General features: G+C 50.9%; 20 protein-coding genes and 1 pseudogene. 4 read left to right on the forward strand and 17 right to left on the reverse strand.

Annotation, left to right across the window (positions count from 1 at the left end; all coding sequences use genetic code 11):
- Nucleotides 1-11: 11 nt before the first annotated feature.
- From C7B16_RS07185 to gltB, 5 genes are all read right to left on the reverse strand, one after another.
- A complete protein-coding gene (locus tag C7B16_RS07185; protein WP_029329883.1) occupies nucleotides 12-755 on the reverse strand; it encodes a fimbria/pilus periplasmic chaperone in 744 nt (247 codons plus the stop codon).
- A gap of 49 nt (nucleotides 756-804) precedes the next feature.
- On the reverse strand, nucleotides 805-3432 hold the full coding sequence (locus C7B16_RS07190; protein WP_107179526.1) for an outer membrane usher protein: 2628 nt from the start codon (nucleotides 3430-3432) through the stop codon (nucleotides 805-807).
- A gap of 101 nt (nucleotides 3433-3533) precedes the next feature.
- Complete coding sequence (locus tag C7B16_RS07195; protein ID WP_107179527.1) at nucleotides 3534-4097, reverse strand: fimbrial protein; 564 nt, start codon at nucleotides 4095-4097, stop codon at nucleotides 3534-3536.
- A 711-nt stretch (nucleotides 4098-4808) separates the two neighbouring features.
- On the reverse strand, nucleotides 4809-6227 hold the full coding sequence (gene gltD / locus C7B16_RS07200; protein WP_000081688.1) for a glutamate synthase subunit GltD: 1419 nt from the start codon (nucleotides 6225-6227) through the stop codon (nucleotides 4809-4811).
- Nucleotides 6228-6239: 12 nt separating this feature from the next.
- Nucleotides 6240-10700, reverse strand: coding sequence for a glutamate synthase large subunit (gltB, locus tag C7B16_RS07205; protein ID WP_107179528.1), 4461 nt, complete (start codon nucleotides 10698-10700; stop codon nucleotides 6240-6242).
- 676 nt (nucleotides 10701-11376) lie between these two features.
- Between gltB and C7B16_RS07215 the strand changes: the two genes are divergently transcribed.
- The 4 genes from C7B16_RS07215 (at nucleotide 11377) to mtgA (ending at nucleotide 16346) form a co-directional block, all read left to right on the forward strand.
- A complete protein-coding gene (locus tag C7B16_RS07215) occupies nucleotides 11377-12306 on the forward strand; it encodes a TIGR01212 family radical SAM protein (RefSeq protein WP_001517170.1) in 930 nt (309 codons plus the stop codon).
- Between the two features lie 95 nt (nucleotides 12307-12401).
- Nucleotides 12402-14738 carry an aerobic respiration two-component sensor histidine kinase ArcB gene (gene arcB, locus C7B16_RS07220; protein ID WP_000809746.1) on the forward strand — a complete coding sequence of 779 codons (2337 nt, stop codon included), beginning with the start codon at nucleotides 12402-12404 and terminating at the stop codon, nucleotides 14736-14738.
- Nucleotides 14739-14967: 229 nt separating this feature from the next.
- The gene (gene elbB / locus C7B16_RS07225) at nucleotides 14968-15621 is read left to right on the forward strand and encodes an isoprenoid biosynthesis glyoxalase ElbB (protein ID WP_001517169.1); all 654 of its coding nucleotides are present in this window, start codon (nucleotides 14968-14970) and stop codon (nucleotides 15619-15621) included.
- Nucleotides 15618-16346 carry a monofunctional biosynthetic peptidoglycan transglycosylase gene (mtgA, locus tag C7B16_RS07230; protein ID WP_000047056.1) on the forward strand — a complete coding sequence of 243 codons (729 nt, stop codon included), beginning with the start codon at nucleotides 15618-15620 and terminating at the stop codon, nucleotides 16344-16346. Before elbB ends, mtgA begins: the two co-directional genes overlap by 4 nt.
- A gap of 77 nt (nucleotides 16347-16423) precedes the next feature.
- Here mtgA and C7B16_RS07235 read toward each other — a convergent pair.
- From C7B16_RS07235 to C7B16_RS07290, 12 genes and pseudogenes are all read right to left on the reverse strand, one after another.
- Nucleotides 16424-16750, reverse strand: a pseudogene (locus C7B16_RS07235) (YrbL family protein); the annotation flags it as partial.
- A 217-nt stretch (nucleotides 16751-16967) separates the two neighbouring features.
- Complete coding sequence (gene npr, locus C7B16_RS07240; RefSeq protein ID WP_000216792.1) at nucleotides 16968-17240, reverse strand: PTS phosphocarrier protein NPr; 273 nt, start codon at nucleotides 17238-17240, stop codon at nucleotides 16968-16970.
- Nucleotides 17237-18091: an RNase adapter RapZ gene (gene rapZ / locus C7B16_RS07245; RefSeq protein WP_000243741.1), complete on the reverse strand. Its 855-nt coding sequence runs from the start codon at nucleotides 18089-18091 to the stop codon at nucleotides 17237-17239. Before rapZ ends, npr begins: the two co-directional genes overlap by 4 nt.
- Nucleotides 18092-18136: 45 nt before the next feature.
- Nucleotides 18137-18628: a PTS IIA-like nitrogen regulatory protein PtsN gene (gene ptsN / locus C7B16_RS07250; RefSeq protein ID WP_000609336.1), complete on the reverse strand. Its 492-nt coding sequence runs from the start codon at nucleotides 18626-18628 to the stop codon at nucleotides 18137-18139.
- A gap of 117 nt (nucleotides 18629-18745) precedes the next feature.
- Nucleotides 18746-19033 carry a ribosome hibernation promoting factor gene (gene hpf, locus C7B16_RS07255; protein ID WP_001176602.1) on the reverse strand — a complete coding sequence of 96 codons (288 nt, stop codon included), beginning with the start codon at nucleotides 19031-19033 and terminating at the stop codon, nucleotides 18746-18748.
- Between the two features lie 22 nt (nucleotides 19034-19055).
- On the reverse strand, nucleotides 19056-20489 hold the full coding sequence (rpoN, locus tag C7B16_RS07260) for an RNA polymerase factor sigma-54 (protein WP_000809027.1): 1434 nt from the start codon (nucleotides 20487-20489) through the stop codon (nucleotides 19056-19058).
- Nucleotides 20490-20536: 47 nt separating this feature from the next.
- Entirely contained in the window at nucleotides 20537-21262 is a 726-nt protein-coding gene (gene lptB, locus C7B16_RS07265) for an LPS export ABC transporter ATP-binding protein (RefSeq protein ID WP_000224099.1), read from the reverse strand.
- A gap of 6 nt (nucleotides 21263-21268) precedes the next feature.
- Nucleotides 21269-21826, reverse strand: a complete 558-nt coding sequence (gene lptA, locus C7B16_RS07270; RefSeq protein WP_000669775.1) for a lipopolysaccharide ABC transporter substrate-binding protein LptA — start codon at nucleotides 21824-21826, stop codon at nucleotides 21269-21271.
- On the reverse strand, nucleotides 21795-22370 hold the full coding sequence (gene lptC / locus C7B16_RS07275; RefSeq protein ID WP_000030542.1) for an LPS export ABC transporter periplasmic protein LptC: 576 nt from the start codon (nucleotides 22368-22370) through the stop codon (nucleotides 21795-21797). The genes lptA and lptC overlap by 32 nt, the downstream gene beginning before the upstream one ends.
- Entirely contained in the window at nucleotides 22367-22933 is a 567-nt protein-coding gene (gene kdsC / locus C7B16_RS07280) for a 3-deoxy-manno-octulosonate-8-phosphatase KdsC (RefSeq protein WP_000030047.1), read from the reverse strand. Before kdsC ends, lptC begins: the two co-directional genes overlap by 4 nt.
- 20 nt (nucleotides 22934-22953) lie before the next feature.
- Nucleotides 22954-23940, reverse strand: a complete 987-nt coding sequence (gene kdsD / locus C7B16_RS07285) for an arabinose-5-phosphate isomerase KdsD (RefSeq protein WP_001517166.1) — start codon at nucleotides 23938-23940, stop codon at nucleotides 22954-22956.
- 13 nt (nucleotides 23941-23953) lie between these two features.
- Nucleotides 23954-24931: a calcium/sodium antiporter gene (locus C7B16_RS07290; RefSeq protein ID WP_000922895.1), complete on the reverse strand. Its 978-nt coding sequence runs from the start codon at nucleotides 24929-24931 to the stop codon at nucleotides 23954-23956.
- Nucleotides 24932-25054: the final 123 nt, after the last annotated feature.

A 25054-nucleotide genomic window follows, 5' to 3' on the forward strand; every position in this document is an offset into this window, starting at 1 on the left:
AAGCCTCCGAATTATCCTTTACTACTTCTGGCATCATCGACATGGCACTCTGCACCGCTGCACTGGAAATAGAGAGGCAGTCGTCCGCCGTAGTCGTTGACATACGTCAGTACCGGCGCACTTCCCAGATCGGATGCGCGGCCTTTCATCTCCTGACTGGTTGCGGGAGGCATCACCAGCGGTTCAAAGCCTGTGATGGGCTGACCGCCTTTCTGTGTGCTGGCGGAGCTGATAATGACGTAATAACTGGTTGGGTTTTTGACCAGGTAATGATCTCCCTGGCGACTCAGAGTGACCTGATGTTGCCAGGGGTGCTCAGGATCGACCTTTTTGGCCAGCGCGGCGGGGCGATAGAACAGTTTGATACGCGTTTGCAGCGCAATTTGCAGCGAATTGGGTTTATCGCTTTTCGGCGGAATTTCTCGCACATTAAAGTAAAACAGCGTCTCTTTATCCTGCGCTAAGGTGCTAATGTCAGGCATCCCCTGCACTTTGACCTGACCTTCCGTTTTCGCCTCAATGCGCTGCACGGGCGGCAGAACAGCCAGTGGCGAGGTGATTTTCTCGCCTTTTTCGTTTTCAACCCACGTCTGCGCTAAATAGGGCAGGGTTTGGCTGTCATTTTTGAGCGTCACGCTGATCGATTTCTCGCCGCCTTTATAGACCAGACGCGTGCGGTCTGGCGCAATGGCGGCCTGCGCGCAGGAGGTAAAAAAGAGAATTGCGCTCAGACAAGAAATATTCGTCTTCCACATCCCTGGTGCGTAAATGTTGTTATTTACCATGTTCCCTGTTCCTGAATAATTAATAGGCGTTGTCTGATAATGCTTCTGGTTTAGCCGATGGCGTAATGCGCTGTGTCTGCTCCTGGATAATCGGTTTTATCTCCATAGCAGGGTGCGGTTTATCCGGGTTGGCTAACTGACACGGCAATAACAAACCACTAAATAGGTTTTTCGGTAACGGGTCGGGCAATGAGACGTCACACTGTTTTTCGCCTGACCAGTAAACCTGTAAGTTTTCACCCGCTTTTACGCCAGCGAGATAGACATGCCCGTCGTCATCAACCAACCCGATTTGCTGCTGGTGGCTGTTTTTAACTTCCGCGCCAAAGGGGGGAGAGTCGCCATTTTCCATGCGCAGAACGGCCATCGCTTTTTCACCACTGATGACGCCAAATTCGCGATAGCCAATCGCACCTTCGGTAAGCGTGGCCTGCACAGTAGATTGCGTTGCCTCGGCATCTTCAGGCAATTGATTGATATCAATGCGAATTTGGTTGCGGTAATAGTCATTGACGTCCGTCAGAACGGCCTTGCCGAACCTATTGGAATAGACCGGAGAGTTGTAGCCGCCGATGGGGACATCAGCGACGCCGCCGGTATCGACCAGAATACGGCTGCCGCCAGAGAGATTCGTGCGATGTAACGCCCCACCTTTTGCGGTTAACGTTGCGCCGCCACGCATCGTCAGACCCGCAGAGGTGTAATCGCCTTCCTGATAGTTTGCGCTGACGTCAACGTCCACATAACTCCCTTCATGGCTGTAGAACCCTTCAGCCCGGGTGTTATTGCCGGACTGGCCCAGACTTAATTGATAGTTGCTGCGATCGTTCAGGCGCTGGTAATAACTGACCTGGCTGGAATTGTCGTCGTCGCTAAACATGCCGTTGTAGCTGATGGACTTATCGTTGCCCCAGGGGATCATCAGTGAAACATAGACACCATCGTCGGATTCATTGTCATATTCACTGCGATACGCGGTCAGAGAGAGGCTCATATTCTTCATTGAACCGATGTCAAAATAGTGAGAGACCATGAGGTTGTAGTTGTTCTGGTCTCCTCTGTCCCAATATGTCCGGCGGTTCCAGGTCAGGTAAACGTTGAGCGCGGGGTCGCTAAAATTCTGGCTATAGCTGACGGTGTACATCTCTTTATCGTGGCCTGCACGGACGTTGTCATCATGCAGCGCATCGAGATATTCGCTCATCGTCATGTAGTTTTCTTCGGAAAACCGATAACCGGCAAAGGTAAAGCGGCTGTTTAACTGATCAAAATCTTTGGCGTAGCTGATGCGATAGGAGTTCCCCTGGAGAGTACCGTGTCCATATTCGCCCGCTTCCGGGAGTTGAGTTCGTGAATGGGTGACGTCAAGGGCGAGCGCTCCCAGTACCGCCATATCGCGGCCGATACCAATGGCGACGGCCTGATAATGTTCTTCACCCACAGCACCGCCGTACAGCGACCAGCTATTGGCAAAGCCCCATGATGCTTCACCAGCGGCAAACGCGTTACCTTCAGCGTGATGGTTCCAGTCCTGTGGACGCCCCACCGTGCCTTTGTAACGCACCATGCCCTGGCGGGTTAAAAAGGGAATGGAGGCGGTACTGACGTCATATTCCTGAACCTGGCCGCTTTGCTCTTCAATGCGGACATGTAAATCGCCGGATACCGCTTCGTTGATATCCTGAATATGGAATGGGCCAGCAGGAACCTGTGACTCATAAATAACGCGACCTTGCTGCGTTACGGTGACTTTCGCATTGGTACGCGCGACGCCAGAGATGTCCGGTGCATAGCCACGCAGGTTTGGCGGAAGCATTTGATCATCGGTTTGTACGCTGGCACCGAGGTAGTTAAAGGTGTCGAAGATATTCGAGGCAAGAGCGTCTTCACCGAGCGTCAGTTTTGCCCCAAGGCCGGGTAATGCACGCCATGCGTAATAGCGGCTCCATTCCCAGTCACGCAGATCTTGCCTTTCACTGTCGCTGGTATTCAGATAACTGGCCTGCCAGTCAGCACGTAAGCGCCATGCGCCCAGGTTACCGCCAACAGTACCGTTCGCCGTGATGTCATGTTCATCGACGCCATCATTCTGCTGATGGCGAACCTGAGCATTCATGTTGTAATCGAATATCAACCCGGGAATACCTTCATCCCAGCGCGAGGGCGGATCCCATTCTGCGTCGGTATATTCCAGCCAGGCCTGGGGGATCGTCACCTCAAGCTGGGACTGACTTAAATTTGCCTGTATTACCATGCCTTCAATCTGGCCCGGTTGCAGGCATTGGCCGTCTTTAATCCATTGTAATGTTTCGACTAATTCTGGTTTTAGTCCCAGCTTTGATATGACATCGGGAGAAAGACAAGGGAAGCTGTTACTCGGGTCATCCTCTTTAGGATACCAATGAATGTCATTCTCCTCTGCCAGAGGATATTTATTTACGACAACCTGCAAGTTGTAATTTCCCGGAAGGACATAACCTTTATGGGAAAATTTCCCTAAATCAATTTTTGTCCCACCTTTTACGTCAAGAAATTGGGTATTAAATTCAACAGCCTCTTCTGCATTGCTTTTCCCGGAGAGACCGGTCAGCGTCATCATGATTGCCAGACTTAATATTCGTAAGCGGAAAGGGGCATGGTGTTGCATCAGATAAACCGTCCTGATAATAACAATAATGAGTGTTTTTAATTTTTATTAATGCCCTGACATTCCTTGTTCAGGGCATTGCACTTATTACAGCGGGTAAATTACAGGTAGCTAATCTGGAAATTAACCTGGCTATTGAATTCGCCAATATCAATTGTGCCAGTTGCGTCGCCTTTCACCCATGCGCTGAAATCGACTTCCTGGTTAGGCAGGCCTTTGGCCGGAGTGTTTCCATCCATCTGCAGTTTGGTTTCTGACGCAGTACCCAGTTTGAGTGCTGCACCTTTGCTGGTTCCGATAACAATACTGACCCCATTCATTTCACCGCTGGACCCCATCAGTGCCAGGTTGCCTGGGTTGGCCGTTGATTCGTTACCTGCTGCGCTGAACACCGTGGACATTTTGGTTTCAGTGGTGAATACGCAGTGTTCCATACGGATTTTAAACGGCACAGCCGTGGAGGATTTGCCGCCAGCCAGAGAGCCTGTACCGATATGGCCGAGGTTGATGGTCTGATGTTCGTCACCCACCACAATGGAGCACGGAGAGTCTTCAATCGTGCCGATGAAATTGACTGTGCCGGTATTGCTGCCCGCCGCATTTGCATAAGATGAAAATCCCATAACCATCGCCGTTGCCAGTGCAGCTTTTACTAACTTTTTCATTATTTGTCCTTAAATTTAAATGTGAATAAGCACTGTTTTCCGTTAACAGTTAACGTGAGAGCCGTGCTTGCGCTTTAAATTTTTATAGGGGCTATTAATAAATATATTATTTATTCTTGTATTTGGGTCTAAATAAAATATTGTTTGCTGACTTTTTTGTTGAATAACCCACGCATAAATAATTTACCCGAGGTAAATATTAATGCGGAAAGTCTACGGCGTTATTTAATATTATGGTAAATCTTTTTTTGTGGTTGATTATCAGATTAGTACCTGATTAATGATTTAATATATGTTATTCATGTTGTGAATTTAATTTGTCGTAAGGGTATTCTTAATTGTTGGGAGATAGATGCTTTTTTCGCTTAAAAACCGAACGGCTATTTTGCATTTTAATGTAATCTATACTATTTATTTCTACTTTGAATATGTTGGCATTAATATTTTATTAAAAATTAATGAGAATAACATTCACGCTGTGAATTGTTTTATCAATAATAATGTTTTTTAATTAGGTTTGATTAATGATTTTTTACCACTGTATTTATTACGACTTCATTTATTAAGTGAGATATTCAAATTTATTGTCAGGGGGGGAAATACTTTCAGACACAGAGTGTAATTTTCAGGAGAGAGATGTTTCGGGGGAGGGCTTCAGCCCTATCACCGGCCAGATAAAACGGATGATGATAGAGCCGTGAGAGGTTTTTGTTATACTTCCAGCCAGTTCATGATCCCGTCAGCAGCTTTGCGGCCTTCGGCAATTGCCGTTACCACCAGGTCTGAACCTCGCACAATGTCACCACCGGCGAAGATTTTCGGGTTGCTGGTCTGGAAGGCGTTGTCGCTTCGCTCTGGAGCGATAATGCGGCCCTGGGGATCCAGTTCGACGCTGTGTTGTGCCAGCCATTCCATGCTGTGTGGACGGAAACCAAACGCCATGATCACCGCATCTGCCGGAATGATATGTTCAGAGCCTGCGACAATCTCCGCGCGGCGACGGCCTTTAGCATCGGGTTCGCCCATTTCGGTACGCACCATTTTCACGCCGCTGACTTTGCCGTTGCCATTCACTTCAATACCCAGCGGCTGGACGTTGAATTTGAACTCCACACCTTCTTCCCGCGCGTTTTTCACTTCGCGACGGGAACCCGGCATGTTCTCTTCATCACGACGATAGGCACAGGTGACGTGCTTCGCTCCCTGGCGCACGGAAGTGCGCACGCAGTCCATCGCGGTGTCGCCGCCGCCAAGTACCACTACGCGTTTGCCTTCCATGCTGACGAACGGTTCTTCGTTGGTTTCGCCAAAACCCATTAACTGTTTGGTGTTGGCGATGAGGAACGGCAGCGCCGCGTACACGCCGTCGGCGTCTTCGTTTTCCAGTCCACCGCGCATTGACTGATAGGTCCCGACACCGAGGAACACTGCATCGTAATCGTTCAGTAGATCGTCCAGTTGTACGTCACGACCCACTTCGGTATTGAGTTGGAACTCAATGCCCATGCCGGTGAAGATTTCACGGCGGCGCGTCATCACCTCTTTTTCCAGCTTGAAGGCCGGAATGCCAAAGGTCAGCAGACCGCCGATTTCCGGATGACGGTCGAAGACGACAGCTTTCACACCGTTGCGCGTTAACACATCCGCACACGCCAGCCCCGCCGGACCTGCGCCGATAATCGCCACTTTTTTACCGGTCTGTTTTACGCCAGACATATCCGGACGCCAGCCCATTTCGAACGCTTTATCATTGATATAGCGTTCAATGTTACCGATGGTCACCGCGCCAAATTCATCATTCAGGGTGCAGGAGCCTTCGCACAGGCGATCCTGTGGGCAGACGCGTCCACACACTTCCGGCAGGGTATTAGTTTGATGCGACAGTTCTGCCGCTTCAAAAATCCGCCCCTCGTTGGCGAGCTTCAGCCAGTTTGGGATGTAGTTGTGTACCGGGCATTTCCATTCGCAGTATGGGTTGCCACACGACAGGCAGCGGTCAGCCTGCGCTTTGGCCTGGCCTTCGGAAAACGGCTCGTAAATTTCGACGAACTCAATTTTGCGGATCTTCAGCGGTTTCTTTGGCGGATCAACGCGCTGCAGGTCGATAAATTGATAAACATTCTGACTCATTGTTGCTACCCCTTACTGCGCCTGCACGCGCAACTCTGCTGCACTACGACTACGGTGACCCAGCAGTGCTTTTACATCACTGGACTTCGGTTTAACCAGCGCGAATTTGCTGGCGAAGGTTGACCAGTTAGCCAGGATCTCTTCACCACGCTGGGAACCGGTGTGTTGCACATGCTCGGTGATAAGACCACGCAGATGCTCTTCATGGATCGCCAGGGAGTCAACGCTTAACACTTCCACCAGTTCCGGGTTAACGCGTTTGCGGAAATCACCACTTTCGTCGAGAACGTAAGCGAAGCCCCCGGTCATGCCTGCGCCAAAGTTAACGCCGGTTTTACCCAGAATACAGACGATACCGCCGGTCATATATTCACAACCGTTGTCGCCAATGCCTTCTACCACAGTGATAGCACCAGAGTTACGCACACCGAAACGTTCTCCTGCACGGCCTGCGGCATACAGACGACCACCGGTCGCGCCATACAGGCAGGTGTTGCCGATAATGCTCGCCTCATGGCTGCGGAAGGCCGAACCCACGGGTGGACGAATGGCGATTAAGCCGCCTGCCATGCCTTTACCAACATAGTCGTTAGCATCGCCAGTCAGATACAGCTCCACGCCGCCTGCGTTCCACACGCCGAAGCTCTGACCCGCGGTGCCGTTGAAGTACGCTTTGATAGGATCGGCTGCCAGCCCCTGATCGCCGTGTGTTTGCGCGATGTAGCCAGAGAGTGATGCGCCCACGGAACGGTCGGTGTTGCGAATATCGAACCAGAAGGTTTTGCTCTGGCGCTCATCGACAAACGGTTTCGCCTGTTGCAGCAACTGCGCGTTGAGTATGCCGTTATCAAACGGTGGGTTTTTCTCAGTGCAATAGAGCGCTTTACCCGGATGTGGCTCGGCGGTCTCCAGCAGGCGAGACAGTTCCAGTTTCTGTTGTTTTGCTGTGTAGCCGTCCAGTTCTTTGAGCAGGTCGGTGCGACCAATCAGATCGACCAGACGTGTTACACCCAGTTGCGCCATCAGCTCGCGGGTTTCACGGGCGATAAACTCAAAGTAGTTAGTCACTTTGAACGGTAAGCCGTGATAGTGATTCTTACGCAGTTTTTCGTCCTGAGTTGCTACGCCGGTGGCGCAGTTGTTCAGGTGGCAAATACGCAGGTATTTACAACCCAGCGCCACCATCGGACCGGTGCCAAAGCCAAAGCTTTCCGCGCCGAGAATTGCCGCTTTGATGATATCAACGCCTGTTTTCAGGCCGCCATCAACCTGCAAACGAATTTTATGGCGCAGGCCGTTAGCCACCAGTGCCTGCTGAGTTTCCACCAGGCCCAGTTCCCACGGGCAGCCTGCGTATTTCACCGATGAGAGCGGGCTTGCGCCGGTGCCGCCGTCATAGCCCGCGATGGTGATTAAATCGGCATACGCTTTCGCAACGCCAGTTGCGATAGTCCCGACGCCTGGTTCAGAAACCAGTTTGACGGAGATCATCGCTTTCGGGTTAACCTGTTTCAGGTCGAAAATAAGCTGCGCTAAATCCTCGATAGAGTAGATATCGTGGTGTGGCGGCGGGGAGATCAGCGTTACTCCCGGCACGGAGTAGCGCAGTTTGGCGATATACGGCGTGACTTTATCGCCAGGTAACTGACCACCTTCACCCGGTTTCGCGCCCTGAGCGACTTTAATCTGAATCACGTCGGCGTTAACCAGATACGCCGGGGTTACGCCGAAGCGGCCAGAAGCGACTTGTTTGATACGTGAGACTTTATTGGTGCCGTAACGCGCCGGATCTTCACCGCCTTCTCCGGAGTTAGAGTTACCGCCGATGCTGTTCATCGCTTCCGCCAGCGCTTCGTGGGCTTCCGGGCTTAATGCGCCGATAGACATCGCTGCGGTATCGAAGCGTTTAAACAGTTCACTGGCTGGTTCAACATCAGCAATGTTGACCGCATCATCACCCGGAGTAATCGCCAGCAGATCGCGCAGTGTCGTTGCCGGACGCTCGTTAACCAGCTTCGCGTATTCCTGATAGTCGCTGTACTCGCCACTCTGAACTGCCTGTTGCAGTGCGCGCACGACGTCCGGGTTGTAGGCGTGGTATTCGCCGCCATGCACGTATTTCAACAAGCCGCCCTGGCTGATGGGTTTACGCGCCAGCCAGGCACGTTTTGAAAGATTCAGCAGATCCTGCTGGAAATCTTCAAAGCTCGCGCCGCCAATGCGGCTGACTGCGCCCTGGAAGCACAGGCTCATCACGTCATCGTGCAGACCGACTGCTTCGAACAGTTTCGAGCAGCGGTAAGAGGCGATGGTGGAGATGCCCATTTTGGACATGATTTTGTACAAGCCTTTGTTGATGCCGTTACGGTAGTTCAGCATCACGGTACGATAGTCTTTGGCAATCGCATGGGTGTCGATTAAGCGTCCCAGCGTTTCATAGGCAAGGTACGGATAAATGGCGGTTGCACCGAAGCCCAGCAGCACAGCGAAGTGGTGCGGATCGCGGGCGCTGGCGGTTTCGACGATGATGTTGGCATCGCAACGCAGGCTTTGATCGACCAGACGGGTCTGGATCGCGCCAACCGCCATCGGAGCCGGAACCGGCAGGCGATCTTTACCGATATTTCGGTCTGAAAGTACCAGTAGCACGGTGCCGCTACGTACCATTTTTTCGGCTTTATCGCACAGCTCTTTAACCGTCGCTTCAAGCGTGGTTTTGCTAACGTCAAAGGTGATATCCAGCGTATCTGCGCGATAGTGCTCCTCTTTCATGGTCGTGAGCTGTTTGAAATCGGAGTAGAGCAGAATTGGCGATTTAAAGCTTAAGCGGTGCGCCTGGCCTTCTGCTTCGCAGAAGACGTTCATTTCACGACCGATGCTGGTGGCGAGCGACATGACATGCGCTTCACGCAGGGGGTCGATTGGCGGGTTAGTCACCTGGGCAAATTGCTGACGGAAGTAGTCGTAAATAATACGCGGCTGGCTGGAGAGCACGGCGAATGGGGTGTCGTCGCCCATCGAACCGACGGCTTCCTGGCCGTTTTCGCCCAGTACGCGGATCACGGAATCCAACTCTTCCGCGCTGTAGTTAAACTGTTTCTGGTAGCTGGCAAGCGTGTCGTCGTCCAGTTCGCGACTCCCCACTTCTTCATCAGGCAAGTCTTCAAACGGCACCAGACGGCGGACGTTTTTCGCCATCCACTCTTTGTACGGATGGCGGCTTTTCAGGTCATCATCGGTTTCCGACGAGTGCAGAATACGCCCACTGCGAGTGTCGATCACCATCAGCTCACCTGGCCCGACGCGGCCTTTTTCCACCACTTCATCAGGCTGATAATCCCAGATGCCGACTTCAGAGGCGCAGGTGATCAACTTATCTTTGGTGATGACGTAGCGTGCCGGACGCAGACCGTTACGGTCGAGGTTACAGGCGGCGAAACGACCGTCGGACATCACGATGCCCGCTGGACCATCCCACGGCTCCATATGCATGGAGTTAAAGTCGAAGAACGCGCGCAGTTCCGGGTCCATATCCGGGTTGTTCTGCCAGGCAGGTGGCACTAACAGACGCATGGCGCGGATGATATCCATCCCGCCCGCCAGCAGCAGTTCCAGCATGTTATCCATCGAGCTGGAGTCGGAGCCGGTTTCGTTCACAAACGGTGCTGCGTCGTGTAAATCGGGGATTAGCGGCGTCTGGAATTTATAAGTACGGGCACGCGCCCACTGACGGTTACCGGTGATGGTGTTGATTTCACCGTTATGTGCGAGGTAACGGAATGGCTGCGCCAGTGGCCAGCGCGGCACGGTGTTGGTGGAGAAGCGTTGATGGAACAGGCAGATAGCTGATTCCAGACGCAGATCCGCAAGATCCAGGTAAAAGCGCGGCAAATCCGCCGGCATACACAGACCTTTATAGATGTTGACCAGATTCGACAGGCTACAGATGTAGAAGTCTTTATCGGATTCGAGACGTTTCTCAATGCGGCGACGGGCGATAAACAGACGGCGTTCCATATCGCGCGGACGCCAGCCAGCCGGAGCGTTAACGAAAATTTGCTCAATGCGTGGCAGAGAGGAGAGGGCAATTTCACCCAGTACGCCTTCGTTGGTGGGGACATCACGCCAGCCCACAATCGACAATGTTTCGCGTTGCAGCTCTTCTTCAATGATGCGGCGTGCGGCAGCGGCGAGTTCGGGATCTTTATTCAGAAAGATCATCCCGACGGCGTAGTTTTTCGCTAAACGCCAGCCGCGTTCTTGCGCAACGATGCGAAAAAAGCGATCCGGTTTTTGTAACAGCAAGCCGCAACCGTCGCCGGTTTTACCATCAGCGAGAATCGCGCCACGGTGCTGCATGCGGGCCAGTGCGTGTATTGCCGTACGCACTACCTTGTGGCTAGGTTCGCCTTCTATGTGGGCGATCAGGCCGAAACCACAGTTGTCCCTCTCAAGGGATTTATCGTACAACATATCGTGAACCTCCCCCAGGCTCTGCGGGAACCCCACTTCCGAACCGTAACGCACGGGCACAGAAAGAGCGTGGCGACGGGGTTTGCGTTTCATACGCTTACCTCGCATTCGCCCCCTTTTTTTGTCCTTTTCGCATCGGTTAATACGGTGAAGAGGGGATCTCAATTACTGCATAAATATGATGAGCAGGCTGCTCATCCAGAAAGCTTCCAGCGGATTTCCAACTTATCGGTAAAGGCGACACAGGTCAAATGGCAAGCTTATTGGTATAGAAATGTGCTTTAGCGCAAAAATATTCATTAATTTATTGAAATTAAATGAAATATCTTATTTTGAATTAAAGTGGGGTGAAAAAGGAAAACGTTGAGTTCCTGACTACTATAGAGGCGTGTTAACCCTTATCCTGCCTTGAACTGACGCTTAAACCAGCATTTTATACTGCATTGAGAGATAAAGGCGTTTCATACTACTGTTTTTGTTTAAAATCCATTAGCGGATAAAAAAATCCGACGCAAGATAAGGAAAAGTAATTAATACGATATTGCATTAAATCTCAGTAATTGTGATTGAATATGCAGTTGGTAAAGGCAGGCCAGGGCGATTGATCCAGGTCATCGCGGAATTGAGCTAAAAATGGCAGGCTTTGGCCTCTTTTCAAGGCGCGGTCTATCAGATTATGCAGTTACAGAAATTAGTCAATATGTTTGGTGGAGATCTTACCCGTCGTTACGGGCAAAAGGTGCATAAACTGACGCTGCACGGTGGTTTTAGCTGCCCGAATCGTGATGGCACCATCGGACGCGGTGGCTGCACATTCTGTAATGTTGCCTCGTTTGCCGACGAAGAACAGCAACATCGTTCTATTGCCGAACAACTGGCGCATCAGGCAAATTTAGTTAATCGCGCGAAACGCTATCTGGCTTACTTTCAGGCTTATACCAGCACCTTTGCGGAAGTTCAGGTACTGCGCTCTATGTATCAGCAGGCGGTGAGTCAGGCCAATATTGTCGGTTTGTGTGTTGGCACCCGCCCGGACTGCGTACCGGATGCAGTGCTGGATCTGCTTTGCGAATATAAAGATCAGGGTTATGAAGTGTGGCTGGAACTGGGACTGCAAACCGCTCATGACAAAACGCTACACCGTATTAACCGTGGCCATGATTTCGCCTGTTATCAGCGCACGACGCAACGGGCACGTGAACGCGGGCTGAAAGTGTGCTCGCACTTAATTGTCGGCCTGCCGGGTGAAGGACGCACTGAATGTCTGCAAACGCTGGAGCAGGTGGTGGAAACCGGTGTTGACGGCATAAAACTGCATCCGCTGCATATCGTGAAAGGCAGCATTATGGCGAAAGCATGGGAAGCGGGGCGTTTGAACGGTATTGAACTGGACGATTACACGCTGACAGCGGGAGAAATGATCCGCCATACACCACCGGAAGTTATCTATCATCGTATTTCCGCCAGCGCCCGTCGCCCGACGCTACTTGCCCCACTGTGGTGTGAAAATCGCTGGACGGGAATGGTCGAGCTGGATCGCTATCTTACTGAACACGGCGTGCAGGGATCGGCGTTGGGACGCCCGTGGATGCCACCTTCCTCGTAGTTAATCTGGGGAATTCCGCATTTCTCACACAATTTTCAGCGTAACTGTCAGAATTGGGTATTATTGTGGCAGGTTGTCGTGAAGGAATTCCTTAAATGAAGCAAATTCGTTTGTTGGCGCAGTACTATGTTGACCTGATGATGAAGTTAGGTCTGGTGCGCTTCTCAATGCTACTGGCGCTGGCGCTGGTGGTGCTCGCCATTGTGGTTCAAATGGCGGTGACCATGGTGCTGCATGGTGAAGTTGAAAGTATTGATGTTATCCGTTCCATCTTCTTTGGTTTGTTGATTACACCGTGGGCGGTTTACTTTCTTTCGGTAGTGGTGGAGCAACTGGAAGAATCACGGCAACGTCTGTCCCGGCTGGTGCAAAAGCTGGAGGAGATGCGCGAGCGCGATCTGAGCCTCAACGTACAACTGAAAGATAATATTACCCAGCTTAATCAGGAAATTGCCGTTCGTGAAAAAGCAGAAGCTGAATTGCAGGAAACCTTCGGTCAGTTGAAAATTGAAATCAAAGAGCGCGAAGAGACGCAGATTCAGCTCGAACAGCAATCCTCATTCTTACGTTCCTTCCTTGATGCTTCACCCGACCTGGTTTTTTATCGTAACGAAGATAAAGAGTTTTCCGGCTGTAATCGCGCGATGGAGCTGCTGACCGGGAAAAGTGAAAAACAACTGGTGCATCTGAAGCCTGCTGATGTTTACTCGCCGGAAGCCGCAGCAAAAGTCATTGAAACCGATGAGAAAGTGTTCCGTCATAATGTGTCGCTGACCTATGAACAGTGGCTGGATTATCCGGACGGGCGCAAAGCCTGCTTTGAAATCCGTAAAGTGCCGTACTACGACCGTGTAGGTAAACGCCACGGTTTGATGGGCTTTGGTCGCGACATTACCGAGCGTAAGCGTTATCAGGATGCGCTCGAACGCGCCAGCCGCGACAAAACTACTTTTATCTCGACAATCAGCCATGAGTTGCGTACACCGCTGAACGGTATCGTTGGATTAAGTCGTATCTTGCTGGATACGGAACTCACCGCTGAGCAGGAAAAATATCTCAAAACTATCCATGTTTCCGCCGTCACATTGGGGAATATCTTCAACGATATTATCGACATGGATAAGATGGAGCGGCGTAAAGTTCAACTTGATAACCAGCCGGTTGATTTCACCAGCTTTCTTGCCGATCTGGAAAACCTCTCCGCATTACAGGCACAGCAAAAAGGGCTGCGTTTTATTCTGGAACCGACGCTGCCGTTGCCGCATCAGATCATTACCGACGGTACACGTTTACGCCAGATCCTGTGGAACTTAATCAGTAACGCCGTCAAATTCACTCAGAAGGGGCAAGTGACCGTTCGTGTGCGTTATGACGAAGGGGGCATGTTGCATTTTGAAGTGGAAGATTCTGGCATCGGTATTCCGCAGGATGAACTGGATAAAATTTTTGCTATGTATTACCAGGTGAAAGACAGCCACGGCGGTAAACCTGCCACCGGCACCGGTATTGGTCTGGCGGTTTCTCGTCGGCTGGCGAAAAATATGGGGGGGGATATCACCGTCACCAGCGAACAAGGGAAAGGTTCAACCTTTACTTTGACGATCCATGCACCGTCGGTGGCGGAAGAAGTGGATGATGCGTTTGACGAAGATGATATGCCTTTACCGGCGCTGAATGTGCTGCTGGTAGAAGATATTGAACTGAACGTTATTGTTGCGCGCTCGGTGCTGGAAAAGCTCGGCAATACTGTCGACGTAGCGATGACCGGTAAGGCGGCGCTGGAGATGTTTAAACCTGGCGAATACGACCTGGTGTTGCTGGATATTCAGTTACCGGATATGACCGGGCTGGATATCTCTCGTGAACTGACGAAGCGTTATCCGCGCGAAGATTTACCGCCGCTGGTGGCTTTAACTGCCAATGTGCTGAAAGATAAACAAGAGTACCTCAATGCCGGAATGGATGATGTGCTGAGTAAGCCGCTTTCTGTGCCGGCGCTAACTGCGATGATCAAGAAATTCTGGGATACCCAGGATGATGAGGAAAGCACGATGACGACAGAAGAGAGCGGTAAATCGGAAGCATTGCTTGATATTCCTATGCTGGAACAGTATCTCGAACTTGTAGGGCCGAAGCTGATCACTGACGGGTTAGCGGTGTTTGAGAAAATGATGCCGGGCTATGTGAGCGTGTTGGAATCGAATCTGACGGCGCAAGATAAAAAAGGCATCGTCGAGGAAGGTCACAAAATTAAAGGTGCGGCGGGGTCAGTGGGGTTACGCCATCTGCAGCAGCTTGGTCAGCAGATCCAGTCTCCCGATCTTCCTGCGTGGGAAGATAATGTTGGTGAATGGATTGAAGAGATGAAAGAAGAGTGGCGTCACGACGTAGAAGTACTGAAAGCGTGGGTTGCGAAAGCTGCTAAAAAATGACCCCGGCTAGACCGGGGTGCGCGAATACTGCGCCAACACCAGGGAAATCTTGGCTGCGCCGTAAATTATTATGATGAGTTACAAGGGCGCAGCACTGTTTTTCAGGCCGCACGCAGTTAAGATAGCAAATCTTAAATGATTTGTTACATGAATCAGTTAAATGTGTGATGCGTAGCATTCTTATTAAAAAGATTAATGTGTTTCAGTCAGTTGCGAAAGGATGATCACAATGAAGAAAATTGGCGTAGTTCTGAGCGGGTGCGGTGTCTATGACGGTTCTGAAATCCATGAAGCGGTTTTGACGTTATTAGCAATTTCACGCAACGGTGCGCAGGCGGTCTGCTTTGCGCCGGATAAGCAGCAGGTTGATGTTATCAACCATTTAACTGGCGAGCCGATGGCGGAAACGCGCAATGTGTTGATTGAAGCAGCACGTATAACGCGTGGTGAGATCCGTCCACTGGCTCAGGCCGATGCCGCCGAACTGGATGCGTTGATTGTGCCAGGTGGTTTTGGTGCGGCGAAAAATTTAAGCAATTTTGCCAGCCTTGGCAGTGAATGCACCGTTGACCGTGAATTAAAGGCGCTGGCGCAAGCGATGCATCAGGCAGGTAAACCGCTTGGCTTTATGTGCATTGCCCCGGCGATGCTGCCTAAAATTTTCGATTTCCCGCTGCGTTTGACCATTGGCACAGATATCGATACCGCAGAAGTGCTGGAAGAGATGGGCGCAGAGCATGTGCCGTGCCCGGTCGATGATATCGTTGTTGATGAAGACAATAAGATTGTCACTACACCAGCGTATATGCTGGCGCAGAACATTGCGGAAGCGGCGAGCGGCATTGATAAGCTGGTTTCCCGCGTGCTGGTTCTGGCTGAATGAGTAAAAGCCGCTTAACGGCGTTCGGTTTCGTCCGCCGTTTTCTTCTGCGGTTAGTGGTTGCCCTTGCCGTGTTCTGGGGTGGGGGCATCGCGTTGTTTAGCATAGCGCCAGTTCCGTTCTCGGCGGTAATGGCTGAGCGTCAGGTGAGTGCCTGGTTGCATGGTAACTTTCGTTACGTGGCGCATTCTGATTGGGTTAGTCTGGATCAAATCTCGCCATGGATGGGGCTGGCGGTGATTGCCGCAGAAGATCAGAAATTCCCCGACCATTGGGGCTTTGATGTGGCTTCTATTGAGAAAGCGCTGGCGCACAATGAACGCAATGAAAACCGCGTTCGCGGCGCATCAACAATTTCACAGCAGACAGCCAAAAATCTCTTTTTATGGGATGGGCGTAGTTGGGTACGAAAAGGGCTGGAAGCCGGGTTAACATTGGGGATAGAAACGGTCTGGAGCAAAAAGCGTATCCTGACGGTTTACCTGAATGTAGCCGAATTTGGTGAAGGGGTATTTGGTGTTGAAGCCGCAGCGCAACGTTATTTTCATAAACCTGCCAGCAAACTCACCCAGTCGGAAGCGGCGTTACTGGCTGCAGTATTACCCAACCCACTCCGTTTCAAAGTCTCTGCACCATCAGGCTACGTGCGTAGCCGTCAGGCGTGGATTTTGCGGCAAATGCATCAATTAGGCGGTGAGTCGTTTATGCGACAACACCAACTATATTAAGCTTCGTGCGAAGTGAGTGAGAGTTTCTTGTTCTCACAAGATAGCGTCTCTTTCTGCAGCGCAACAGCTAGCGCGGGTTGCGCGATATCTTCTTCGTAACGGCATTGTTTAGCAAATTCGGTCAATGTAATAGACGGCTTGCCATCAAAATCGGCAATGACATCGTAGACATAACCGGTTCCGCAATCAGTCTCAACTGTACCGTGATAGCGTGGAATACCGCTCCAGTCTTTCAAACGACGACCAAGGTGCGCATAGTACTTTAACTCGCGGCGGATCTCTTTATCGCCACCGTCGCCACGGTGGTAGACAATCTTGATACAGCGTTGGGCATCTTCCGGATGCGCGTAACATTTCCGATGTCTTCCGGTGCCCAGGGGACTTTGTTCAGATAAGCGAATCATGCCATCTCCTGGAAATATTTTCTGACAGTCTCCAGTATGGGGGCTTAACTTAAACGAAACCTAAACAAGGCTTTTTAAGGTTTTCTTAAGGTTTTGTGTGTATGGAAAAGCGCACGAAATGTACAAATGACGTTCATTGATGACGATTTCAGTACGCGCTTTTCTTATTGCCCTGAAGGGCTGAGGAGGGGGAATTTAAATGTCAGAGGGATGAAGATTAATCTTCATCGAAACCGGAATTAAAGAGAGCAATAACCGCAGCCAGCGCTTCGACTTCCTGTGGGCCTGTCGCTTCGACTTCAATCTGTCGTCCTTTGGCAGAGTCCAGCATCAAGAGCGCAATAACGCTGTTGGCTTCAGCCTCGGTGCCTTCGTCATTACGTAACAGCACTTCAGCGTCAAAACCTTGCATTAATTCAAAGAGTTTCATAGCAGGCCGGGCATGCATGCCCAGCTTGTTAGTGATTTCGACAGTTTGCTTGACGGTCATGGTTTGCGTTTTTCCAGCGTGCGATGGCGTGACTGGACGTTTTTACCGCGTGAGCGGAAGTAGTCTGCCAGTTGTTCTGCAATATACACCGAACGGTGCTTCCCGCCAGTACAACCAATGGCGACCGTCAGGTAGCTACGGTTGTTGGTTTCCAGCATAGGTAACCATAGCTCAAGATAGCTGCGCGTCTGGTAGATGAAATTGTGTACTTCTGTGTGACGGTCGAGGAACGCAGCGACAGGTTTATCAAGGCCGGTCATCGGACGCAGTTTCGGGTCCCAGTGCGGGTTCGGCAGGAAACGCACATCAAAGACATAATCCGCATCAATAGGAATGCCGTGCTTGAAGCCGAAGGACTCAAAGACCATCGTCAGTTCACGCTCGCGTTTACCCAGCAGACGGGTACGCAGCATTTCCGCCAGCTCGTGAACGGACATTTCTGACGTATCGACAATCAAATCCGCCCGCGAACGCAGTGGCTCCAGCAGATCGCTTTCTTTGTCGATAGCGCTCTCCAGCGACAGATTTTTGCTGGAAAGTGGGTGCAGGCGGCGCGTATCGCTGTAACGGCGTATTAACGTGTTACGGTCGGCATCCAGGAACAGCAGTTGCGGTGAGAAAGCATCAGGCAGGTTGCTCATCGCCTGTTCGAATATTTCTGGCGACTCCGGCATATTACGAACATCAATGCTGACGGCGGCAGAAATCTCGCGATCGGCCAGGGTACGGGCCAGATCGGGTAACAACACCACGGGAAGGTTATCCACGCAGTAAAAACCCATATCTTCCAGCGCACGCAGGGCGACAGATTTACCTGAACCCGAACGTCCACTGACGATCATCAGTACCATGTACTGTTTCTCCTCACAACGTCTAAAAGAGACATTACAGAATAACTACGCTTCATCCGGAGTACCTTCGGTATCCGTAATGATTTGATACAGCTCTTCATCGCTTTGGGCTGCGCGTAAACGGCGGCAGATGGTTTTGTCCGCCAGACGTTTCGCCACCAGCGAAAGAGTATGCAGATGCGTTTTGGTTTGGTCAGCCGGTACTAGCAGGGCAAAAAGCAAGTCAACCGGTTGGTTATCGATGGCATCAAAAGCGATAGGCGTTTCGAGCTGAACGAAAACGCCAACAGCACGCAGAGTATCTTCTTCCAGTTTGCCATGCGGAATTGCAATACCATTACCAATACCGGTACTGCCCATTTTTTCCCGCGTCAGGATAGCTTCAAAAACCACCTGAGGCGGCAGGCTAAGTTGTTTCGCCGCCAGTTCGCTGATGATTTCCAGTGCGCGTTTTTTGCTCTGGCAGTGGACGCGGCTTCGCGTACATTCCCTGTTAAGAACACTGCTAAGCTGTAGAGTTGTATCATTATTTATCATAATTTCACCTAAGAGCCTGTCCACTCAAACAGTGGAACAGGCTCGGAGCATTAACCGTACAAATGGCCCGTTGTGCCACACAACAGGCCACCATGCACTTGCTAATCGCCCGGACAATTAGTGTTGTTTCAATTTATCTTTATGTTTAGTCAGTTGGCGTGCCAACTTATCGATTAAGCCATCAATGGCAGCGTACATGTCCTGACCTTCCGCGCTGGCATGAATTTCGCCACCGTTTACATGCAGTGTTGCATCTGAGGTATGGGTGACTTTCTCCACTTTCAGAACAACATAGACCTGGTTGATTCGGTCAAAATATTGCTCAAGTTTGGCAAATTTTGAGGTAACAAATTCTCGCAGGGCCTCGGTGATCTCGACGTTATTTCCGGTAATGTTGAGCTGCATAGTGTCTTCCTTATCGGTTGGGTCAAACGAGCTGTTTACGCTGGTTTGACGGCGGAATGGATAAAGACTCTCGGTACTTCGCAACAGTGCGGCGTGCCACCATGATACCTTGTTCCGACAGCAAAGAAGTTAACTTGCTGTCGCTCAACGGTTTCGCTGGGTTTTCCGCCGCGATTAATTTTTTCACCAGCGCGCGAATCGCCGTGGACGAGGCTTCGCCGCCGCCCTCGGTATTGACGTGACTGGAGAAAAAATACTTCAGTTCAAAAATGCCTCGTGGACTATGCAGGTACTTTTGCGTGGTCACGCGAGAGATCGTCGATTCATGCATTTCGACAGCCTGAGCGATATCTGCCAGTACCATCGGTTTCATATATTCTTCGCCTTGCTCAAAGAAGGCTTGCTGCTGTTCAACGATACAGCGACTCACGCGCAGTAGCGTATCGTTACGGCTTTCCAGACTCTTAATCAACCATTTGGCATCCTGCAGATTGCTGCGGATAAACTGGCTATCGCCATCATTGCGTGTGTTATTACACATTGAGGCGTAGTGCTGGTTAATTTGTAGCCGTGGAATGCTGTCGCTGTTGAGTTCAACCGTCCATTGACCGTTATGCTTGCGTACCAACACATCTGGAATGACATATTCCGGTTCGCCGGTCTGGATCGATTGACCAGGGCGTGGATCGAGCGACTGGATCAAGTTGACGGCTTCTTTCAGCACATCTTCTTTCAGGCGTGTTACGCGCATCAGTGTGCGGAAGTCGTGATTTGCCAGCAGATCGAGGTGATCGCTAATGATGAGTCTGGCCTCTTCCAGCCACGGCGTAGTTTTGTCGAATTGGGAGAGTTGGATCAGCAGACAGTCACGCAGATCTTTCGCTGCCACGCCAACCGGATCAAAGCGTTGGATTCGTTTGAGGACAGCTTCAACTTCATCGATGTCGATCTCTTCATCGCCCATACTTTCGAGAATATCTTCCAGTGGAACGGTGAGATATCCCGTGTCATCAACGGCATCGACAATCGAGGTGGCGATGGCGCGGTCAGTGTCAGAAAATGGCGTCAGCTCAACCTGCCACATCAGATAATCCTGCAAGGTCTGCGTCGTTTCGCCCTGATAGACCGGTAGCTCGTCGTCGATGTAGTCACCGCTGGTGCCGGATGGCGTACCGGCGGTGTAGATGGTATCCCAACTGGCATCAAGCGGCAGTTCTTCCGGCATCTCTTTTTGTTCGAGCGCGTCAGCAGTGTCTAACGTTTCGCTGTCTGGCGTTTCGTGAGTGTCGATTTCATCATGAGTGTCGATTTGCTCAAGCAGTGGATTACTTTCCAGCGCCTGCTGCAGCTCCTGTTGAAGTTCCAGCGTGGACAACTGCAACAGACGAATTGCCTGTTGTAGCTGAGGCGTCATCGCCAGTTGCTGGCTAAGCCTGAGTTGCAAACCTTGCTTCATGTTCAGAATCGTACTCTCCTGCTAAAACGTCGCGAGCTTCTACCCTATCAGAGTCTGAAGTCTTCCCCAAGGTATACACGCTTAACATGTTCGTCTTGTAAGATTTCTGTCGGCGTGCCGTGGGCGATTAAATGTCCCTGACTGACGATATAAGCACGTTCACAAACAGCCAGCGTTTCACGCACGTTGTGGTCGGTGATAAGTACACCCAGGCCGCTGTCGCGTAAATGCTCAATGATGCGTTTAATGTCGATGACTGAGATCGGGTCAACCCCGGCAAACGGTTCATCGAGCAGGATAAATTTCGGATTTGCAGCCAGCGCGCGGGCAATTTCTACACGACGGCGTTCACCACCGGAGAGCGATTGACCCATGCTGTCGCGCAGATGCTCAATGTGAAACTCTTCCATCAATTCGTTCGCACGATCTTCACGTTGTTCAGCGGATAAATCGTCACGAATTTGCAGTACTGCCATCAGGTTATCGTAAACGCTAAGACGGCGGAAAATTGAAGCTTCCTGCGGCAGATAGCCGATACCGCGACGCGCGCGTGCATGCAGCGGCAGCAGGCTGATATCGTCATCATCAATAATGATGTTGCCCGCATCGCGCGGCACAATACCGACGACCATATAGAAAGTGGTGGTTTTACCGGCACCGTTTGGCCCCAGCAGCCCGACAATTTCCCCGGAGTTAACGGTCAGGCTGACGTCTTCCACCACGCGGCGACCCTTGTAGGCTTTTGCAAGGTTCTTTGCTGTTAATGTTGCCATAACGAATTAATTACCCTTCTTCTGCGCCGGGGTCTGGCCTTTGTTGTTTTTGTCCTGCAACTGCGACGGCACCAGAACGGTGGTTACGCGCTTGCCTTTATCGCTGAAAGCCTGCATTTTCTGCTCTTTCACCAGATAAGTAATTTTATCGCCCGTTATATTGCTATCGACCTGCTGCAGATAAGCATTACCGGTCAGGATGACAAAATCTTTCGCCAGTTCGTAATGCATCTGGGAAGCGTGACCTTCGACTGGTTTACCGTTGTCCTGCATCTGATAGAACGTTGCCGGTTTACCGTAGCCGTCAATCACTTCTTTACCTTGTTCGCCGCCCGGACGAGTAACGACCACTTTATCGGCATTAATTTTGATGGTGCCCTGGGTAACGATGACATTACCGGTAAAGGTGACCACGTTGCCTTGCATATCAAGAGATTGCTGATCCGACTCAATGTGAATCGGCTGGTCAGTGTCTCCGGTAACGGCAAATGCCGGAATACTGGCGGCCAGAAGTGAGCTGGCAAGCACAAGATTAAGGCTGAGTTTGTTTGTTTTGAATTTCATAGGATGTTCTAACCTTTTCAATCAGCTCGGCGTTCTTGCTGCGTAAGTTGCCGCGCATTTTCAGACCGCTGGAGTTAAATGTTGTTCCGTATAACGTGACGAGGTCTTCAGAGGTAACATCCTGCGTCACCAGATTGATCTGCGCGTTATCCGTCGTGATTCTGCGAAGTTGAGAGTCCGGCACGAGTGCGTTGACTTCAACGTGTCCATATAAATAGAGCATCCGATCATTAGTCAGCTTGGCTTTATCCGCTTTTACCGACCATGTCGGGATTTTATCCTTATCAAACGTGGTAAGTACCGGTTGCGTAAACCACGAAACGGCCTGATCGGAATAATATTCAACGTGTTGAGCAATCAATCGATAGCTTAGCGCCCCTTCCGGGTTATAGACGAGCGTGTCCGTATGCTCGCTTTTATAGGTGGGATCATTGTTGTTGACGACCACCTGGGCGGTATCGTCTTTCTCGGTCATGTTAATGCCGATCATCACCAGAACCGCCAGTGATAACACAATGATAACCCAACGTCTGGCTTTACTCATATCGATTGCCCTTTGGCTTCATCCAGTTTGCCCTGCGCCAGGAGTAATAAGTCGCAAACTTCACGAACTGCGCCACGACCACCAGCAATGCGCGTCACGTAATCAGCGCGCGGAATCAACAGCGGATGTGCATCGGCCACAGCCACGCTTAAGCCTACTTTTTCCATTACTGGCCAGTCGATGAGATCATCCCCAACGTAAGCCACGTTTTCCGGGGCGATCGCCAGTTTTTCCAGCAGATCGCTAAAGGCGATAAGTTTGTTCGACTGCCCCTGATACAAATGGGTAATTCCCAATGTGGCACAACGATCTTCTACCAGTTTAGCCTTTCGCCCGGTAATGATGGCGACTTCAATATCAGAGGTGAGCGCACAACGAATGCCATAACCGTCCCGAACATTGAACGCTTTAAGTTCTTCGCCGTTGTTGCCCATATAAATCAGGCCATCTGACAGCACGCCATCGACGTCGAGAATTAGCAGACGAATGTTCTCCGCTTTTGCCATAACGTCGGCGCTGACAGGGCCGTAACAGGTCTCAAGCGACGTACCTGCTTTGCTCATTGTTGTTTATCCTTGAATCTTTACACTACGCCTGCACGCAGTAAATCATGCATATGTAACACACCGAGTAAATGGTCGCCATCGGCAACCATTACGGAGGTGATATGGCGGGATTGCATTAAGTTCAGTGCCTCAACGGCCAGAATGCCAGGGCGCACGCGGATTCCCCCCGGCGTCATCACATCGGCAATGCTTAATTGACGGACATCCACACCCATATCGAAGACACGGCGTAAATCACCGTCGGTAAAGATGCCTTCAATCATCATATTGTCATCGCAAATGACAGTCATACCAAGATTTTTGCGGGTAATTTCCAGTAATGCATCGCGCAGGCTGGCGGTTTTTTTGACATGCGGGATCTCATCACCCGTATGCATAATATCGCTTACGCGCAGCAGAAGTTTACGACCCAGTGCGCCGCCGGGATGTGAGAGCGCAAAATCTTCGGCGGTAAAGCCGCGCGCTTTTAACAGGGCGACGGCGAGAGCATCGCCCATCACCAGCGTGGCGGTGGTGCTGCTGGTCGGTGCCAGCCCCAACGGACAGGCTTCTTTCGCTACTTTAACACACAGATGCACGTCAGCGGCACGCGCCATGCTACTCTCCGGACGACCGGTAATGCAGATTAACGGCACGTGAAGACGCTTAAGCACCGGAATCAATGCTGCGATTTCACTGGATTCACCCGAATTAGAGATAGCAATCACCACGTCTTGTGGCGTAACCATGCCTAAATCGCCATGCGCGGCTTCGCCAGGATGGACGAAAAATGACGGAGTACCGGTGCTGGCAAAGGTGGCTGCCATTTTGCGCCCGATGTGTCCCGATTTGCCCATCCCCATAACTACGACTTTACCTTTACACCAAAACATCTTTTCACAAGCGAGTGTGAAATTCTGATTGATGTATTGATCAAGCTCCGCCAGGCATTCACGTTCAATCGCCAGGACTTCTTTACCTGCTTGCTGAAAGTCAAAACCCGGTTGCAACTCTACGTGCGACATAATGCGTTTCCAGTTATTCAACGAGTATTGGCGATAACCAGTACAACATCGCCAGCCATACGATAAATCCGCCTGTTAATAATACCCCTACGCCACGGCCAGGTTGAGGGGAGCGCCGCCAGCACAGCAACGCAAAAATAATGCTTACCAACAACATCACGCTGTAGTCACGGCTATACGCCAGTGGGTTAATCTCCCCTGGGGTAATCAGCGCCGGTAGACCCAGCACGATGACGATATTAAAAATATTCGCGCCGATGATATTACCGACGGCGATGTCGTTCTCGCCTTTGCGTACACCGGCTATCGCGGTTGCCAGTTCTGGCAGACTCGTGCCGATAGCGATTGCCGTCAGACCAATAGTCAACTCGCTGATAGCAAAGTAATTTGCCAGCACGGTAGCGTTATCAATCACCATCCGCGTTGCTACTGGCATGATGATCAGTGCAATGCCGAGCCATAAAAAAGCAACGGGTAAACCACCTTCACGCGGCAGTTCTGCAAGTTGCTCCCTGGTCAGGCTGTCAGTTCCCTGACGTTCAGCCTGATGTGCAAGTTTAACAATGAACAGCAGCCATAGCACAGCCAGAAAGAGGAGAAAGATACCATCGCTGCGGCTAAGTTGTCCGTCATAGAGTACGGAACCGGCTACAACGCTGACCAATAACATTAAGGGTAATTCACGGCGCAGAACATCAGAATGGACGGTAAAAGGGCGTACCAGCGCGGTCAGACCGAGGATCAGCAAGATATTGATAATGTTTGAGCCAAGCGCCGTACCGACAGCTAAATCTCGTTGTTCGTGCAGCGACGCGGCAAGTGAAACAATAATCTCTGGAAGTGACGTACCAATACTGACTACGGTCATACCAATGATCAGCGGTGGAATGCCAAAAGTGCGACAAAGAATGGAAGCGGCAAATACCAGTCGGTCGGCACTGTATACGACCAAAAGTAAACCAACAATTAACAGTGCCGTAGCTAAAAGCATCTAACGTCCTTTCTTCAGGTATACTCGCCGGTCCGCTGAAGATTTTCAGAAAGCCGTAATGGATTCTTAATTTTGACTTTATGCGGCTAAAAAGTAAAACAAATGCCAGCTTTCGCTAACCAC

The sequence above is a fragment of the Escherichia sp. 20412-1 genome (genome assembly GCF_003027595.1).
Taxonomy (GTDB): domain Bacteria; phylum Pseudomonadota; class Gammaproteobacteria; order Enterobacterales; family Enterobacteriaceae; genus Escherichia; species Escherichia marmotae.

What these genes read in the sequence shown, in the direction of transcription:
- C7B16_RS07185 (WP_029329883.1), bottom strand. Translation starts at nt 755, where the DNA reads ATGTGGAAGACGAATATTTCTTGTCTGAGCGCAATTCTCTTTTTTACC.
- C7B16_RS07190 (WP_107179526.1), bottom strand. Translation starts at nt 3,432, where the DNA reads ATGCAACACCATGCCCCTTTCCGCTTACGAATATTAAGTCTGGCAATC.
- C7B16_RS07195 (WP_107179527.1), bottom strand. Translation starts at nt 4,097, where the DNA reads ATGAAAAAGTTAGTAAAAGCTGCACTGGCAACGGCGATGGTTATGGGA.
- gltD (WP_000081688.1), bottom strand. Translation starts at nt 6,227, where the DNA reads ATGAGTCAGAATGTTTATCAATTTATCGACCTGCAGCGCGTTGATCCG.
- gltB (WP_107179528.1), bottom strand. Translation starts at nt 10,700, where the DNA reads ATGTTGTACGATAAATCCCTTGAGAGGGACAACTGTGGTTTCGGCCTG.
- C7B16_RS07215 (WP_001517170.1), top strand. Translation starts at nt 11,377, where the DNA reads ATGCAGTTACAGAAATTAGTCAATATGTTTGGTGGAGATCTTACCCGT.
- arcB (WP_000809746.1), top strand. Translation starts at nt 12,402, where the DNA reads ATGAAGCAAATTCGTTTGTTGGCGCAGTACTATGTTGACCTGATGATG.
- elbB (WP_001517169.1), top strand. Translation starts at nt 14,968, where the DNA reads ATGAAGAAAATTGGCGTAGTTCTGAGCGGGTGCGGTGTCTATGACGGT.
- mtgA (WP_000047056.1), top strand. Translation starts at nt 15,618, where the DNA reads ATGAGTAAAAGCCGCTTAACGGCGTTCGGTTTCGTCCGCCGTTTTCTT.
- npr (WP_000216792.1), bottom strand. Translation starts at nt 17,240, where the DNA reads ATGACCGTCAAGCAAACTGTCGAAATCACTAACAAGCTGGGCATGCAT.
- rapZ (WP_000243741.1), bottom strand. Translation starts at nt 18,091, where the DNA reads ATGGTACTGATGATCGTCAGTGGACGTTCGGGTTCAGGTAAATCTGTC.
- ptsN (WP_000609336.1), bottom strand. Translation starts at nt 18,628, where the DNA reads ATGATAAATAATGATACAACTCTACAGCTTAGCAGTGTTCTTAACAGG.
- hpf (WP_001176602.1), bottom strand. Translation starts at nt 19,033, where the DNA reads ATGCAGCTCAACATTACCGGAAATAACGTCGAGATCACCGAGGCCCTG.
- rpoN (WP_000809027.1), bottom strand. Translation starts at nt 20,489, where the DNA reads ATGAAGCAAGGTTTGCAACTCAGGCTTAGCCAGCAACTGGCGATGACG.
- lptB (WP_000224099.1), bottom strand. Translation starts at nt 21,262, where the DNA reads ATGGCAACATTAACAGCAAAGAACCTTGCAAAAGCCTACAAGGGTCGC.
- lptA (WP_000669775.1), bottom strand. Translation starts at nt 21,826, where the DNA reads ATGAAATTCAAAACAAACAAACTCAGCCTTAATCTTGTGCTTGCCAGC.
- lptC (WP_000030542.1), bottom strand. Translation starts at nt 22,370, where the DNA reads ATGAGTAAAGCCAGACGTTGGGTTATCATTGTGTTATCACTGGCGGTT.
- kdsC (WP_000030047.1), bottom strand. Translation starts at nt 22,933, where the DNA reads ATGAGCAAAGCAGGTACGTCGCTTGAGACCTGTTACGGCCCTGTCAGC.
- kdsD (WP_001517166.1), bottom strand. Translation starts at nt 23,940, where the DNA reads ATGTCGCACGTAGAGTTGCAACCGGGTTTTGACTTTCAGCAAGCAGGT.
- C7B16_RS07290 (WP_000922895.1), bottom strand. Translation starts at nt 24,931, where the DNA reads ATGCTTTTAGCTACGGCACTGTTAATTGTTGGTTTACTTTTGGTCGTA.